This is a genomic window from Lysinibacillus sp. FSL K6-1151 (assembly GCF_038630755.1).
Taxonomy (GTDB): Bacteria; Bacillota; Bacilli; order Bacillales_A; family Planococcaceae; genus Lysinibacillus; species Lysinibacillus fusiformis_D.
This window is the reverse complement of record NZ_CP152040.1, coordinates 3,197,307-3,213,564: the sequence shown is the minus strand read 5'-3', so window position 1 is coordinate 3,213,564 and position 16,258 is coordinate 3,197,307. Positions and strand designations below refer to the sequence as shown.

14 protein-coding genes, 1 other RNA gene and 1 other annotated feature are annotated in these 16,258 nt (G+C 38.7%); of the genes, 13 read left to right on the top strand and 2 right to left on the bottom strand.

Features of this window, described 5'->3' with window-relative positions; translation table 11 throughout:
• Positions 1 to 106: 106 nt before the first annotated feature.
• Positions 107 to 1,462, bottom strand: coding sequence for a lytic polysaccharide monooxygenase (locus MHI04_RS15455; protein WP_342535000.1), 1,356 nt, complete (start codon positions 1,460 to 1,462; stop codon positions 107 to 109).
• A 290-nt stretch (positions 1,463 to 1,752) separates the two neighbouring features.
• Between MHI04_RS15455 and MHI04_RS15450 the strand changes: the two genes are divergently transcribed.
• Positions 1,753 to 1,896, top strand: a complete 144-nt coding sequence (locus tag MHI04_RS15450) for a hypothetical protein (protein WP_157492983.1) — start codon at positions 1,753 to 1,755, stop codon at positions 1,894 to 1,896.
• Positions 1,897 to 2,024: 128 nt separating this feature from the next.
• Positions 2,025 to 3,431, top strand: a complete 1,407-nt coding sequence (locus MHI04_RS15445; protein WP_058845150.1) for an AbgT family transporter — start codon at positions 2,025 to 2,027, stop codon at positions 3,429 to 3,431.
• Positions 3,432 to 3,922: 491 nt separating this feature from the next.
• Here MHI04_RS15445 and MHI04_RS15440 read toward each other — a convergent pair whose 3' ends face one another.
• Entirely contained in the window at positions 3,923 to 5,506 is a 1,584-nt protein-coding gene (locus MHI04_RS15440; protein ID WP_101966511.1) for an SH3 domain-containing protein, read from the bottom strand.
• 164 nt (positions 5,507 to 5,670) lie between these two features.
• Positions 5,671 to 5,913 (top strand) — a binding site (T-box leader).
• 254 nt (positions 5,914 to 6,167) lie between these two features.
• Here MHI04_RS15440 and hisS point away from each other — a divergent pair.
• From hisS to MHI04_RS15385, 11 genes are all read left to right on the top strand, one after another.
• Positions 6,168 to 7,436 carry a histidine--tRNA ligase gene (hisS, locus tag MHI04_RS15435; RefSeq protein WP_342534999.1) on the top strand — a complete coding sequence of 423 codons (1,269 nt, stop codon included), beginning with the start codon at positions 6,168 to 6,170 and terminating at the stop codon, positions 7,434 to 7,436.
• Between the two features lie 65 nt (positions 7,437 to 7,501).
• On the top strand, positions 7,502 to 9,271 hold the full coding sequence (gene aspS / locus MHI04_RS15430; protein ID WP_101966510.1) for an aspartate--tRNA ligase: 1,770 nt from the start codon (positions 7,502 to 7,504) through the stop codon (positions 9,269 to 9,271).
• Between the two features lie 140 nt (positions 9,272 to 9,411).
• A non-coding RNA gene (gene ssrS, locus MHI04_RS15425) (6S RNA) lies at positions 9,412 to 9,611 on the top strand.
• Between the two features lie 190 nt (positions 9,612 to 9,801).
• Positions 9,802 to 10,962 (top strand): N-acetylglucosamine-6-phosphate deacetylase, encoded by a 1,161-nt coding sequence (gene nagA, locus MHI04_RS15420; protein WP_340811775.1) that lies wholly within the window; start codon positions 9,802 to 9,804, stop codon positions 10,960 to 10,962.
• Between the two features lie 26 nt (positions 10,963 to 10,988).
• Positions 10,989 to 11,711, top strand: a complete 723-nt coding sequence (locus tag MHI04_RS15415; protein ID WP_058844065.1) for a GntR family transcriptional regulator — start codon at positions 10,989 to 10,991, stop codon at positions 11,709 to 11,711.
• Between the two features lie 4 nt (positions 11,712 to 11,715).
• On the top strand, positions 11,716 to 12,435 hold the full coding sequence (locus MHI04_RS15410; protein WP_340812709.1) for an SIS domain-containing protein: 720 nt from the start codon (positions 11,716 to 11,718) through the stop codon (positions 12,433 to 12,435).
• Positions 12,436 to 12,454: 19 nt separating this feature from the next.
• Entirely contained in the window at positions 12,455 to 12,724 is a 270-nt protein-coding gene (locus MHI04_RS15405; RefSeq protein WP_340811772.1) for an HPr family phosphocarrier protein, read from the top strand.
• A 96-nt stretch (positions 12,725 to 12,820) separates the two neighbouring features.
• Positions 12,821 to 13,996 (top strand): GNAT family N-acetyltransferase, encoded by a 1,176-nt coding sequence (locus MHI04_RS15400; protein WP_342534998.1) that lies wholly within the window; start codon positions 12,821 to 12,823, stop codon positions 13,994 to 13,996.
• 228 nt (positions 13,997 to 14,224) lie between these two features.
• Positions 14,225 to 14,536, top strand: a complete 312-nt coding sequence (locus MHI04_RS15395) for a PTS sugar transporter subunit IIB (protein ID WP_036124378.1) — start codon at positions 14,225 to 14,227, stop codon at positions 14,534 to 14,536.
• A 17-nt stretch (positions 14,537 to 14,553) separates the two neighbouring features.
• A complete protein-coding gene (locus MHI04_RS15390) occupies positions 14,554 to 14,874 on the top strand; it encodes a PTS lactose/cellobiose transporter subunit IIA (RefSeq protein ID WP_036124376.1) in 321 nt (106 codons plus the stop codon).
• A 46-nt stretch (positions 14,875 to 14,920) separates the two neighbouring features.
• Entirely contained in the window at positions 14,921 to 16,246 is a 1,326-nt protein-coding gene (locus tag MHI04_RS15385) for a PTS sugar transporter subunit IIC (RefSeq protein WP_036124372.1), read from the top strand.
• Positions 16,247 to 16,258 lie beyond the last annotated feature (12 nt).

Genomic DNA, 16,258 nt, shown 5'->3' with positions numbered 1-16,258 from the left:
GAATTTATTTAACTTCTAAAATGAATTGATAGCTATTATCTATAGAAATAAAACTATTGTTGATTTAAAAGGATCTTTTCAATCACTGCAATCTCATACTAGGACTTTACTCAATTTCTTTCCATAAAGACAATGCGTTTATCCAATTTGGATCTCCGTATCCTTGATAGCTTTGAACGGCTACATAAATCTTTCCTTGGTACTCAACCTTATCTCCTTTTGTGTACGCCTTAAATGGACTCCATTGCTCATAAGAAGCCCCTAGATCTTTTGTAGTCACAGTTAAAATGGAACTTTTAATTGATTCATTTCCAGCCGCATCCACTGCAGTTACTGCATACATATATGTTGTATTCGATTGGAGATTCATGTCCATAAATGATGTAGTTTTTGATGTTCCAACAACAGACATTTGATCTGCTTGTGTTCCTTGATATATAACATAATAGTCAACTGCTACATTATCCTCTGATGCACTCCACATTAAGTCTGCACTTGAAGATGTTACGCCCATTGTGTGAAGTGCAGTCGGTTGCGTTGGTGCTTCTGTATCTGGAGCTGTATGCATTGTCTCTACAACTATCGATTCACTTTCATTAGAAACATTCCCAGCTGCATCCACTGCCTTTACCGTATATGTATACTTGGTAGTTGGTTTTAAATTTTTATCTGCGAATGTTGTTCCTGGTACCACTCCAACTACTTTATTATCACGTAATATCTGATATTCTTTTACACTCACATTGTCTGTAGAAGGACTCCATTTTAGCTCGGCACTGTTTGAAGTAACTTTCGTAGTATGTAATCCATTTGGCTGAGTTGGAGCTTCTATATCTACATTTCCATTATTCACTAAATTAACGTCGATTACATTATAGAATGCATTTGAAGTATCAGCTACATCCCAAACAGCTAGAATAATGTGGTAACCACTACGATCAGTTGGCACGTTAATTGTATGAGTTAAATTATTCGATGCAGCAGAACCATTATGTTCTACAGTTGCAATTAGCTCAAGGTCAGCACGGTTTAATGGTTTATTTGGATTCCATCCCTTTTTAGTAATATAATAGTGCCATTTGCTTGTCAAATGTGGCGCTGTATACTTCCATGTAAAAGTATTTGAACCTCCTGTAATCGTGTTCTTAAACCAACGATCAGCGGTTTGTTGATCGAGTATGCCACCAAACAGACCTCCAGCAGATGCGATTTTTCCATCAGCCGGCCCACTTTGTGGAAATCCCTTAGGTGCCTCTAAACTCTGTGGCTCATACATTATGTTTCCGCACATTAAATTAAGTGCTCCATAATTTTGACTACATAAAGCAGCTCGGCTAGCTGGTTTTTCAACAAACCCATGGGCATATGCATTTGGTGCCATTGAAATACCCATGATTCCAGCTGCTAATATGGCAGCGCTTATTCCCTTTTTACTTAATTTTTTTGTGAATTTAGTATTCATATAAATAGTCTCCTTTTGTTGGAATTGGATAGCAACTAGTATGATAGCAATATATTGAAAATTATTCAAAGTCTGTTTTTATAGGATAATAGTTTTGTTGTGCAAATAACTTTTGTTGCAAAATTAATGAGTATATAGACCTTAATTAGGTGAATATCTTACTTTAGAGGATTGTTTTCTATTAAAAATAATTAGGTATTATAATAAAATCTTCAAATCTATTAAAATTTGTCAATTTACGTACAGTTACTCTTCTCATTCGTGAAATGTAGCTATAGAAGTTGTTAACCTTGGTCACAATACTCAAGTTACGGCGCTCTGCTGAACGCATAATTATCCAATTAATCGAGTATGAATATTTTATGCTAGCAGAGGATAAGCATCCTTATCAGCAGGGTCGTCTGAGAAAGCTTGCTATGGCAACAAATAAATAGAATTTCTGAAATAATAGAAAATTAATACTTTACAATAAATTTGAACTCATGTATATTTATTTTCAATTAACGACATATAGCGACAATATAATGCAAATGTCTAAATTGATTAAAAGGAGGGTGATGTCATGGAAAATGAACAAGGTGTAAAGAAAAGAAGCTGGCTGAAAGTACCTCATACATATACCATTATTTTTGCTATTATTTTTTTAGCGGGTATTGCAAGCTATATTATTCCAGCAGGTGAGTTTGAACGAATAGAGGATAAGGAAGGGCGAATGCTCGTTGTAGATGGAAGCTATCATCATATTGAGAGTGATCCAGTTTCATTTTTCGAAATGTTTACAGCTATTCCAATGGGTCTTGAAAAAGGGGCTCAAATTATTTTCTACATTTTCTTAGTCAGTGGTGTTTTTGGGATTATTCGTTCCACGGGTGCCATTGAAGCTGGTGTTTATAAAGGGGTAAAAGCTTTAGAGGGAAGAGAAAAATTACTTATCCCATTATCAATGATTTTATTCTCTGTTGGTGGTTTTACAATGGGGATGGCCGAAGAAACAATTATTTTCGTACCGATTGGTGTAGCAATTGCGCGTGCGATGGGCTTCGATGCTGTGACAGGGACTGCCATGATCACACTTGGAGCGGCCAGTGGATTTTTTGGAGGGATGCTTAATCCCTTTACGGTGGGTGTTGCACAATCATTAGCAGATGTACCGTTATTCTCTGGGATCGGCTTCCGTGCAGTTGTCTATGTTTTTGTGTTAGGTTTTGCTATTTTCTATGTATCTCGCTATGCCTTTAAGGTGAAAAAGAATCCACAGGCAAGTGTTATTTATGACATCGAGCAAAAAGCTAAATCTAATGTATCCGTTATTGACATTCCCACATTAACAGGAAAGCATAAATTTGTATTTATTGTGATGGCTTGTGGAATTGGCTTTAATATTTATGGTGTATTTAATTGGGGCTGGTTCTTAACACAGTTAACCGCCTCCTTTTTAATTATGGGGTTAATTGCAGGGCTAATTGGTGGGTTGAAACCTGCAACTATTTTTGATTCCTTCATTGAAGGAGCGAAGGCTGTAACATTCGGTGCTTTAATTGTAGGTTTTGCCCGTGCGATTACGGTTGTTTTAGAGCAAGGGAAAATTATCGATACTATCGTTTATGCGGCATCGGAAACAATTGGGCATTTACCACATGCTATCAGTGCAATCGGTATGTTATTTATTCAAGCACTGTTAAATTTATTTATTTCATCTGGTAGTGGACAGGCAGCCGCAACAATGCCGATTATGATACCAATTACCGATTTATTAGGGTTAGAACGACAAGTGGCTGTATTAGCCTTCCAATATGGTGATTCCTTAACGAACTCTATTATTCCTACTTCATCTGCCTTAATGGCCTATTTAGCGGTTGCAGGCATTCCCTATGAAAAGTGGATCAAATTCATTTGGAAGATGATTCTTGGCTGGGCAGTGATTGCATGCCTGGCGTTAATTGCTGCGGTAGCAATAGGGGTTTCTTAATACGTGAAAAAAGCTGTGGATAGCATCCGCAGCTTTTTTCTTAGTGTTGAAAAACAAAACAGTCAATTGGAAGGTAGAAATGGATTTCCGTTGCAGGCTACTTGACTCCATTCCAACCTACAAAAGTGTTACCTTTTTAGTGAAGGTTTTCAAATAAAGTGAAGGTCTTCACTGCTCTTTATGGAGAGGTGTTGTCACGCATCACTTCTCTACATTAAAAATAAGAGCTTATTCCCTCTAAGAATACAAATAATGGGCTATTTAATCGCTATATTACTATGAAAAAAAGTAAAGACTCTTTGCAGAATGGTTGATTGGAGTGGAGCCAGCGTCACTCCTAGGGGATTTAGCGTCACAGATGAGACCCTGGAGCGAGCGTAAGTGAGTGAAGCGGCTCATCGGACGCCCCCTGGAAAGGACGCTGGCGGAACGGAAATCTCCCCCTCCCCTTGCAAAGTTGCTTTTTCTGTCTTTGACATGATCTTTTTTCATTATTCCTCTTGCTCATTAAAGTAGTTGAGAATTCCTTGATAAATACCGAGAGTCGCCTGTTCACGGAACTTCGCTGTAGTGATGACACGCTCTTCACTTGAATTACTTAAGAAGCCTAACTCAATAAGGACTGCTTTTTGACGATTTTCTCGTAGTACTAAATAGTTACCTTGTTGTGTGCCACGATCTCTTAACTCTAATTTACTTGATAGTCCATCATGAATCGCTTCAGCAAGCCCTTTTTGATTACTATTCATATAATAGGAGGTGAAGCCGTTAATAGAGCTATCGTCTGTTGCATCATAATGGAGACTAATAAAGGCATCTGCTTCATATTGATGCGCAATTGATACACGCTTCCGCAATGCCACATATTCATCGGATTCCCTCGTCATGACTACATTGGCGCCAGCCGCACTTAGCTTGGATGCAAGCATAGTAGCTGTTTTCAGCGTAATGCCTTTTTCCTCTGTACCACGTTGACCCGTTGTGCCATGATCATTTCCCCCATGGCCAGCATCAACAACTATTGTTAACCCACTTAACGTCCCTTTTTTACGCGGCTCTTCTTTTTCCTTTTGAGGAATCATCGTTTTATTAGAACTTGTTGTTACAACCCAGTTTGCAACAAATGCTGTTTGATCTTCGTCTAATTGAATTTCATAAAAATCATTTTTTACGCCGACAATTGGATAATTTAAGCCAGCATCTACCCGTTCGACCACTTCAGCTGCTGTTGAGGCATCTGTTCGTAAGTTTGTCCCATTATAGATTATGGTAACGGATTCCAACTCTTTGGAAGAGGAAGTTTTGGATGTACTTTTAACTTTATTGGAGAAAGTACCATAAAAGCTATAAACCCAGCCTGTTTTTTTATCATTGTACTGAATTTGTACCCAATTATGTTCATGTGCAATTACTTTAAAGGCTTGACCTTTTTTCGCAGTGCCGATTTTTTTAGCATTCAAGTCTGGTTTTTTACGAACATTGAGGACGTCTACTAAAATAGTAAAGGTTGTGTCCTTGTTAACAGGTGTTGTAGTTGTCGTTACTTCTACGGCATCATCTTTAGGTTCCTTTTCTTTTTTAGGATTATCATTAATCGTGACATAATCCTTTGAAACCCATCCCGTAAGTCCATTCCAATCAATTTTTGCCCATTCAGCATTTTCTTCAATGAGGTTGGCTTGGTTGCCTGTAGAAAGTTGACCAAGAACAGCTGAAGAAATATCTGGATCTGTTCGTATATTTAAACGGTCAACTTGTGAGATGACGGATTTATCGATGGCCTGTTTAGCACTTGTAGGAGCCGTCAGCCATGAAGCAACCCAGCCCTCATAGTTACCTGCTTTTACTTGAATCCAATCACCTTCACGACCGATAGAGGTTAAAGGATCACCTTCTTCTAATGTCGTAATAATGGGATATGATAATCCAGGACCCTCACGCAAATGAAGAATCGTTCCAGCGACTTTTAGATCACTGGTGTCAGCGGAAGCTCTTTGAACAAAGTTCTTATTTGGCATCGCAATCGTTACCATTAGTACGAATATGATTATACTATGTAAAATTTTTGTCCTCATCAGATTCCTCCTATTCCTTGTGCTATTTTACCATGCTTTTGTCATAAAATTCGTGGTAAAATGGTAACGGAATTTGTTATTTTCATTATAGCCCTATGAAAAATACAAAAACAGTTGACATTGGCATGGCTAGTGACTAACATAAAGGGTAATCGAAAAATGATTAATCGCTTATGACCAAGCAAGTAGCGTATACCTCTATTGGAACAGAGAGGGAAAGACTTAGGCTGCAATCTTTCCTACAAAAATGTATCACGCGAATAACACTTGAGAGGCTTTTTTCTGAAAAGCAGTGCTTAGTAGGAAAAAACGGAATCGGCCGTTATCCGATTACGAGGAGGACACATGTAATTAATTGTGTCAACTAGGGTGGAACCGCGGAAGCTTATACAGCTCTCGTCCCTTGCTATGGCAAGGTGACGGGGGCTTTTTTGTTGTTCGAAAAAACTGCGAGATTCTTTTGAGAAAAGGGATGGGTTCGGTTTTAGGTGGTGAGTCTGCTCATCAAAATTGCGAACCCGCTCTAATCAAAGTGAAGACCGCTCTTTGAAGGTGTAACCAAACTCCAACCTGAATGAAAACTGCTCAATCGAAGCATGCCTCCGCCCCAAGTAGAATGACAGCTGCTCTATCATAAGCAATCGATATAGGAGGGATTTACATGAGTTTTAAAGTGCCACGAGGGACACAAGATATTTTGCCAGGTCAATCTGAAAAATGGCAAAAGGTTGAAGCGATTATTCGTGATATTTGTCGTGTTTATCGTTATAACGAAATTCGTACACCGATTTTCGAGCAAACGGATTTGTTTGCGCGTGGTGTTGGTGAAACAACGGATGTTGTGCAAAAGGAAATGTATACATTTGAGGATCGCGGGGGACGTTCACTAACATTACGTCCTGAAAATACGGCTGGTGTCGTACGTGCCTACGTAGAACATAAAATGTTTGGTGCTCCAGATCAGCCCGTTAAGCTTTCTTACTTAGGACCAATGTTCCGCTATGAGCGTCAACAGGCTGGGCGTTATCGTCAATTTGTACAGTTTGGAGTAGAGGCCATTGGTTCAGCAGATCCTGCAATTGATGCGGAAGTCATTGCTCTTGCGATGGATGTTTATGAATCAGCGGGCTTAAAGGATTTAAAACTAGTGATTAATTCACTGGGTGATAAAGAAACGCGTAATACTCACCGTACAGCCTTATTAAAGCATTTTGAGCCACATATTCAAGAGTTTTGCTCTGACTGTCAAAATCGTTTGCAAAAAAATCCATTACGAATTTTAGATTGTAAGGTGGATCGTGAACACCCATTAATGCAAACGGCTCCAGCGTTAACTGATTTCTTAACAGAGGAGTCAGCTGCTTATTTCAGTCAGGTGAAATCGTATTTAGATACATTGGGCATTTCTTATGAGGTGGATCCAAATCTTGTACGTGGGCTTGATTATTACAATCACACAACATTTGAAATTATGTCTACAGCAGCTGGCTTTGGTGCGATTACAACACTATGTGGAGGCGGACGCTACAATGGGCTAGTGCAAGAAATTGGCGGTCCAGATGTACCAGGTATTGGTTTTGCATTAAGTATTGAGCGTTTATTATTAGCACTTGAAGCAGAGGGCGTTGAATTAGATACCGCTTCAGGACTAGATGTTTATATTATCGCAATGGACGCTGAAGCCAAGCAAAAGGCTGTAGAGCTAACTAGTACTTTCCGTGCAAAGGGTCTTGCGACAGAAATGGATTATTTAGATCGTAAAATGAAAGCCCAAATGAAATCAGCGGATCGTCTAGGTGCAAAATACACAATCGTTCTTGGCGAAACAGAGCTTGAAGAGCAAGCAGCTGCCGTGAAACATATGGAATCTGGTGAACAGCACAAAGTGGCATTCTCAGAGCTAGTGAATTATTTATCACAACAATCTTAAAGTAGATACAGGGGCATTGCTAGTAGATGCTACATAAATTGAAGATATTTTGGAGGAATTTAACAATGGCTACAAGAACACATGCTAGTAACGAGCTATCAGAGGCGTTACAAGGCGAAAAAGTCGTATTAAAAGGTTGGGTGCAGCGTCGTCGTGACCTTGGTGGTTTGATTTTCATTGATTTACGTGACCGTACGGGAATTACACAGGTCGTATTTAGTCCAGACGTGGCTGAAGCACATGCACTAGCGGATAAAGTACGTAGTGAATATGTGATTGAAGTGGAAGGAACAGTTATCCTTCGTACAGAGGATCAAATTAATCCGAATGTACCAAACGGTAAAATTGAAGTAGAAGCAACAAGTTTAATCGTAATTAATACGGCCAAAACAACACCATTCCAAATTGAAGATCGCACAGACGTATCAGAAGACCTACGTTTAAAATATCGCTATTTGGACTTACGTCGTCCAGTCATGTTCGATACATTCAAAATGCGTTCTGATGTTACACGTACAATCCGTAACTTCTTACAAAATGAAGGCTTCTTAGAAGTAGAAACACCGATTTTAACAAAATCAACGCCAGAGGGTGCTCGTGATTATTTAGTACCATCCCGTGTCCATGAGGGTGAATTTTATGCATTACCACAATCACCACAATTGTTTAAACAATTATTAATGGTTGCAGGCTTTGAAAAGTATTTCCAAATTGCCCGTTGCTTCCGTGATGAAGACTTACGTGCTGACCGTCAACCAGAGTTTACACAGGTGGACATTGAAACTAGCTTCTTAACACAAGAAGAAGTATTAGAAATGAATGAACGCTTAATTCAAGCTGTTATGAAAGAAGTAAAAGGAATCGATATCCCTGCACCTTTCCAGCGTATGAAGTATCAAGAAGCAATGGATCGTTATGGTTCAGATAAGCCAGACGTACGTTTTGGATTAGAGCTAGTAGCATTAAATGATATTTTTGAAGGCTGTAATTTCAAAGTATTTGCAGATACTGTTGCACAAGGAAAACAAGTGAAAAGTATCAATATTAAAGGAGCAGCGGACAAATATTCTCGTAAAGACATGGATGAATTAACAAAATTCGTTAGTATTTACGGAGCAAAAGGTCTTGCTTGGTTAAAGGTTACAGAAGAAGGCTTAAATGGCCCAATCGCGAAATTCTTTGACGAAGCGTTAGCAGCAGCTTTAATCGAACGTATGGGAGCAGAAGTTGGCGATATTCTTGTATTCGTGGCGGATAAGGCACCTGTTGTTGCAGCTTCTTTAGGGGCATTACGTTCGAAATTAGGACAAGATTTAAACTTGATTGACGAATCACAATTTGCTTTCCTTTGGATTACTGACTGGCCATTATTTGAATTCTCTGAGGAAGATGGACGTTACTATGCAGCACATCATCCATTCACACGTCCGTTCGATGAAGATATAGCGTTAATGGATACAGATCCTTCAGCAGTTCGTGCACAAGCCTATGATATCGTATTAAACGGTTACGAGCTTGGTGGTGGATCATTACGTATCTATGAACGTGACCTACAGGAAAAAATGTTTGAATTACTTGGCTTTACAGAAGAAGAAGCACAAGCGCAATTTGGCTTCTTATTAGAAGCATTTGAGTATGGCGTGCCACCACATGCAGGTCTTGCCTTTGGTCTTGATCGCTTTGTGATGCTACTAGCAGGACGTACGAATTTACGTGATACTATCGCATTCCCGAAAACAGCAAGTGCTAGCTGCTTAATGACAGAAGCACCGAGCGAAGTATCACCAGAGCAACTAAGTGAATTAAGCTTAGCCATCAAACCATTTAAAAAATAATGAATAAAACAAAATACCTGGATTTCCTAGCAAATATTGTTGAGAATCTAGGTATTTTTTTGTGTTTTTTCAGGAAAATATAGATTATGAGAGAAAATCGTTTGAATTATCAGAAAAGTGGTGTTATGATAACTGTAATACGAATCCTGATGTGTTTGTCTAACTGCTAAATCTACTTCACAGTTTTGACCGAACACTATCGAATCGGGAGCCTTCATTTTGTAGTCGCAAACATGCCCCTAGCGGAGCGGGACGTTTAAAGCTGCAAAGCGGGCACCCCCCTGCAAATTGCGGGTTCAAAACGAATGTTTCTTGGCATTACGGCACAATTGGGATTCGTCCTATACATAGGATTAAAAAGGAGCTTGAGAGTAGCTCCTTTTTTGTTGCCAATTTTTAAAAGAAAGATTTATAGAAAAATTTTGAAAATATGAAAAAATAACTTTTTATTTTAGATGAACGAGCATATAATTGGTATAGACAACTATACCTTTTGGAGAGCGTTCATAAAAAGGTTGGAGGTGATAAGTTTGAAGGACACATTATTAATCTCGAATGTGAGGATTATTAATCCTGATGATCAGCCGTTTAAAGGTGACGTCTATATAGAAGATGGTAAGATCATTCAAATAGGGCAGTGTTTGTCAAGAAAGGCAATGCAACGTATTGATGGGCAAAATCATGATTGGCTACTGCTCCCTGGCTATATTGATATGCACATTCATGGATCAGCTGGGCATGATACGATGGATGCTAGTCCATTAGCTTTGCATGAAATAGCACAGTCCTTAGTGCAAGAAGGCGTTACAGGTTTCCTTGCTACAACTATGACACAAACTATAGCCAAAATTGAAAGCGCTTTAGTCAATGTGGCGCAATTTGAACAGCAAGAGGGAGAAGCCGTTTTACTGGGCATTCATGTTGAAGGTCCATTTGTTTCGAAAATACGTGCAGGTGCACAGCCAGAAGAATACATGATTAGTCCTACGATTGAACAATTTGCTAATTGGCAAAAAATGAGCTGTTATCGTATCAAACAAATTACCGTCGCACCAGAAATAGAAGGTGGATTCACATTTCTTGAAGCATTAAAGAACTTTAATGTGATTCCGTCTATTGGTCACTCAGATGCTACAATAGAGGAAGTCCATCAAGCAGTAACATTAGGTATAAGTCAAGCCACTCATTTATATAATCAAATGCGACCATTTCATCATCGTGATCCAGGTGTCGTTGGTGGGGTATTATTAGAAGATAACATCAAAGTGGAATTAATTGTTGATTGTGTGCATAGTCATCCTCAAGCAGTCAAGCTAGCCTATCGGACAAAAGGTGCCAAGGGGATCATTCTTATTACGGACGCCATGCGAGCGAAAGGCTTGCAGTATGGTGAATATGATTTAGGTGGGCAAACGGTGTATGTAAGTGAAAAAGGAGCCCATTTAGCGAACGGAGCATTAGCTGGCAGTGTGTTAACAATGGAACAGGCGGTTAAAAATATGAAGGCCATTACGAATTGTTCCTTACAAGAAATAGTCGCCATGTCTTCTACGAATGCCGCTGAACAATTGCAGCTTCCCATGAAAGGTCGAATTGAAGAAGGCTTTGATGCAGATTTTGTCTTGCTAGATCAACAATTAAATGTGCAAAAAACGATTTGTCGAGGTAAAGTTGTATTTGAGAAATCATAAAAGAGGCGATAAGGAAGGTGCAAGATTTGTTAGAGAAAAATTCTCATATACCTATTTATATACAAATAGAAGAGATTATTAAACAAAGAATTTATTTAGAAGAATACAGAATTGGTGAAACGATACCTTCAGAACGTGAACTTTCTGCACAATTTAATGTTAGTAGAATGACTGTGCGTCAATCCATTACCAATCTCGTAAACAGCGGTCTGTTATATCGAGAAAAAGGGAGAGGTACCTATGTTGCTAATCCCAAATTGGAGCAGCCATTAAAGGGCTTAACAAGCTTTACGGAAGATATGCGCGCTAGAGGAATGGAACCAAGCAGTAAGGTGTTACGATTTGAAAAAATCATACCACCAGTGGATATTGCAAGAGATTTAATGATTGAGCCTGGAGAAGAGGTATTCTTTGTGGTGCGAATTAGAAATGCCGATTCTCAGCCAATGGCGATTGAAAGAACGTATATCCCAGTCAAAATCTATCCAGAGTTGGATGAAAAGCAGATAATGGGCTCGCTTTATGCTTTAATCGAAGCAAAGTTCCATCAAAAGATTGGGAATGCCGTACAGCAAATGGAGGCAGCCATTGTCTCAAAAGAAGATAGTAAATTTCTACAGATAAATCAAACAGCACCTGTTTTAATTATCAAACGTACGAGTTATTTATCGGACGGTAAACCATTTGAGCTTGTACGCAGTACGTATCGAGCTGATCGCTATAAATTTATAAGTGAAATTAAAAGGTGATTATATGCATGCATATTTTTCTGAAATCGAAAAGCTCATCCAGATTGTGAAGGAGCAGGAGACTGTTCATTTAAAGGAAGCAGCACAAATCATTGTTCAACGTCTTCAAAGAGGTGGAATCATCCAATTATTTGGCTGCGGCCATTCTCAGCTATTAGCGCAGGAGGCTTTTTATCGAGCTGGTGGTTTAGTACCTGTTCGTCCGATTTTTATAGAATCTTTGGCATTACATGCTGGAGCATTAGCTTCCTCAATCAATGAGAAGGATCCCACTATTATTGAACAACATAAGGAACAGTTTGATTTTCGTGAAAATGACGTTTGCATTGTCATTTCAACTTCAGGGAGAAATGCGGTCCCTATAGATGCTGCTTTGTTGGCAAAGGAGTCAGGGGTATACGTGTTATCTCTACAATCGCTCCTCTATAGAGAGCAGGTTGCACGTCATCACAGTGGGCACAGGCTTGAAGACGTGGTAGATTTTGTGATCAATACACATATCCCTATTGGAGATGGTGTTTTGCATCTACATGAAATGCAGTATGCGCCAGCTTCTACTGTCATTGGTTCCTTATTATTAAACGCCTTGTTCAGCGAAGTCATCGAAATAATAGCAAAGACGACAAAGGAGTTACCTATTTTTGTCAGCAATAATGTTGACTCGGATTGGTCGCATAATGAAACAATGATGGCCAACTATCAACATCGTATAGATTTTACATGAAAAAGGGGAGACATCGTAAATGAAAAAAACGTATAAAATTACTTCACCTGAGGGCATTCATGCCAGACCTGCTGCACTACTAGTAACTGCAGTAACTCCATTCGAAAGTGATATTCAATTAACGTACAAGGGAAAATCTGTTAATCTAAAGTCCATTATGGGCGTTATGTCATTGGGTGTAACACCTGGTAGTATAGTAGAAATTTCAGCGGCTGGTCCAGATATTGAAAAATTATTTCAAACCGTAACAGAAATCATGGTGTCAAAAGAAATAGGAGAAGAATGTTAAGAGGACAAAAGATTCTTGCAGTGATTGTTTTCATCTCACTGCAGAAGAATCTTTTATAAATAACTGAATTTTCAGAATTAAAATAGGGGTGATTATATGGATATCCACATCGTCTCGCCTAATGATTATAGGCAGATTCATCAATTAAGAGATTATTGTTTTCCGAATAAATACACAGGGGCTCGACGAGAGGACTTTCATTATTGGATAGAGCAGAGTACGACATTAGGAGCTTATGATCATAAAAAGATTGTCGGTCAACTTTTAATATTGCCACTCAACATGACGGTTCATGGTGTTCCTTATAAAATGGGCGGAATCGGCTTTGTTGCAACATATCCTGAGTACCGACAACAAGGGGTTATTAAAAGGCTCATGATAGAAGCCCTACAAAAAATGCGTGATAATGGGCAAACCATTTCAGTTTTAGCGCCTTTTTCTGTGTCCTTCTATCGACATTTTGGTTGGGAATTATTTTTTGAGAAGCTTCATTACACGATCCCACAAGCACAATTTCCGTCGTTTGGGAAACAACTGGATATCGTCAAACGGATGAGCTTTGAATGGGTTGAGCCTGAGCTGTTCAAGGAAATAAAGGATTTTCATAATATAATGGCAATATTGCAAAATGGAGGTATGGTAAGAGATGATGCCTGGTGGAAAAGAATTGAGAGAAGGAGCCCTGACAGCCATTTTGCAGCCTATTTTCAAGCAGATAAAATAGAGGGCTATATTCGTTATACCATTCAGCAGGGGACGTTTGTCATTCAAGACTTTATTGTAGCTAATTATTTAGCGGAGCAAGCCATATGGCGTTATATTACGTCACATGCAGCAAGTGTCGATCAAATTACAGGTGTTACTAGCAATCATTATCCCTTTGGTTTTTATTTCAAAGAGCCGCAATTCAAAAGGGAAGTCATACAGGATGTGATGGTTAGAGTCGTAGACGTTGCAGCTTTTATGCAGCGGTATCCATGGGGAGATATCACAGAAACATTGACGATACGTATTGACGATCCATTTTGTCATTGGAATGAGCATGTCTATCAAATAAATAAAAATGGTCAAGTGTCCATAATTGAGACAAATTCGGTCTCTGACAAGCATATGTTAACACTACCAATTAATCTTTTTTCTGCAATGATGGTTGGTTATCTTTCCGTCAAAGAGGCTGTTGTCTATGCTAATCAATCGACAGTGGAAAAGACTCTACAACGATGGCAAAGGGCATTGCCTACTGAAAAGCCAGCATTTTATGAGTATTTTTAAGCACTAAATGGTTTGAAAATTTTAAATTTTTTTGGGTTTTTTTTCTGGACTATACCAGTTGAGTAGAATCGTTTATGTTGCTATAAAAAACAGTAGCCCAATTTTGTAAATAATTACACGGATATAAAATTAATGTAAAAAGTGTATTGTGGTATATACCAATAGGTGCTATTCTCAAAATAAGTAAGCGATTACACAATCAAAAAAACATAAAAAGGAGTGTTTCGAATGAAAAATATTATGTTAGTGTGTGTAGCGGGCATGAGTACTAGTTTATTAGTATCTAAGATGCAAAAAGCTGCTCAAGAGCAAAATATTGAAGCTGATATTTATGCCATTGCTGAAGGTGAGGTGGAAAAAGTATTAGCGACGAAAAAAGCGGATGTGCTGTTATTAGGTCCTCAGGTTCGCTATTTAAAGGGGTCATTTGAAACAAAATTCAAGGATAGGGGCTTTCCAATCGATGTCATCAATATGGCAGATTATGGCATGATGAATGGTGAAAATGTCCTGAAGCAAGCACTACACTTAATTGGATGAAAAAGGGGTTAAAGGGAATGGGAGAAGCAGCATTAATGGAGTCCATTATGGGTCTTATTGTGCATAGTGGCAATACGAAAAGTGAGTGTATGGAAGCTCTTCAGCTAGCAAAAAAGGGGCAAGTTGAGGAAGCAAAAGAAAAAATTAAATTAGCAAATGAGTCTTTAATTGAAGCACATCATGCTCAAACGGGGTTACTGTCTCAAGAAGCAAGGGGAGAAAAAGTAGAGGTTTCCATGTTATTAATTCATGCGCAAGATCATTTAATGAATGCTATTACTTTTCGCGATTTAGCGCAAGAAATGATTGAGTTATATGAACGAATCAAAGGGGAGTAACATCAAATTTTGATGTCACAATAAAAAGCAAAGGGAGTGTATGTGGATGTTCCGTTTTTTAGAAGAAAAATTTGTACCGGTTGCTGCTAGGGTTGGGAATCAGCGTCATTTAGTTGCTATTCGTGACGGCTTTATTACGATCATGCCGTTGACAATTGTTGGATCATTAGCTGTACTTATTAACAATTTGCCCATTAAATTATATCAAAATGCACTCGATGCCATTTGGAAGCATGAGACATGGACACAGTTTGGGGGGAATATTTGGGGAGCGACATTTGGAATTATCTCTCTATTATTAGCCTTTTGTGTTGCCTATCATCTGACAAAAAGCTATGACAAGGATGCATTATCTGGTGGGGTAATAGGGCTTGCCAGTTATATGACATTTGGTACGTTTGGTGAAGGGGGATTAACGGGTTTAACGACAGGTACAGGAGGAATATTTGTTGCCCTCATTACCGCTTTAATTTCCGCAGAACTATTTTCTCGTTTATCTGGCAATCCAAAGCTTTTAATTAAAATGCCTGCAGGTGTGCCATCCGCTGTGTCAAAGTCATTTGCAGCATTACTTCCAGCAATTATAACAATTGGTTTATTAGCATTAGTTCGTACGATCATTTCTGCTGGGTTTGATATACCTGATATTATTGGAACGTTTTATTCATCGATTCAAGAGCCATTTATGGGCTTAACAAATACATGGGTAGCTGGACTTATTTTAGCCTTCATTCCAACATTTTTATGGACATTTGGTATTCATGGGGCAAATATTATCGAGCCGTTTATGCAATCGATTAATCTACAAGCAATTGATGCTAACGTTGCAGCCATTTCTGCTGGAAAAGTCGCACCTTACATTATTAACAAACCGTTCTTTGACGCTTTTATTAATATGGGTGGCTCAGGTACAACGATCGCTTTAATTATCGCAATATTCATTATTGCTCGTAAAAACAAACAATATAATACGGTTGGTAAATTATCCGCTGCTCCCGGATTATTTAATATTAATGAACCATTACTATTTGGTTTACCAATTGTCTTAAATCCAATTTTATTTGTACCATTTATTTTGACACCAATGGTCAATGTGACAATTGCTTTCTTTGTAACAAAATGGGGTTGGGTGCCAGCAGCAACGATTGCTGTTCCATGGACGACGCCTCCAATTATTAATGGTTTCCTAGTCACGCAATCTTGGCGTGGAGCTGTACTGAGTATTGTCTTAATTGTTGTAGCTATTTGTATCTATTTACCATTTTTATCCATGGCTAATCGCTTGTCAAGACAGAATGAACAAAAGGCTGCTTTAGCAGCACAGAGCGAACAATCTGTTGTGGAATCCCAAGGGGAAAAAGTAGAAGTATAAGCGTCAATTAAC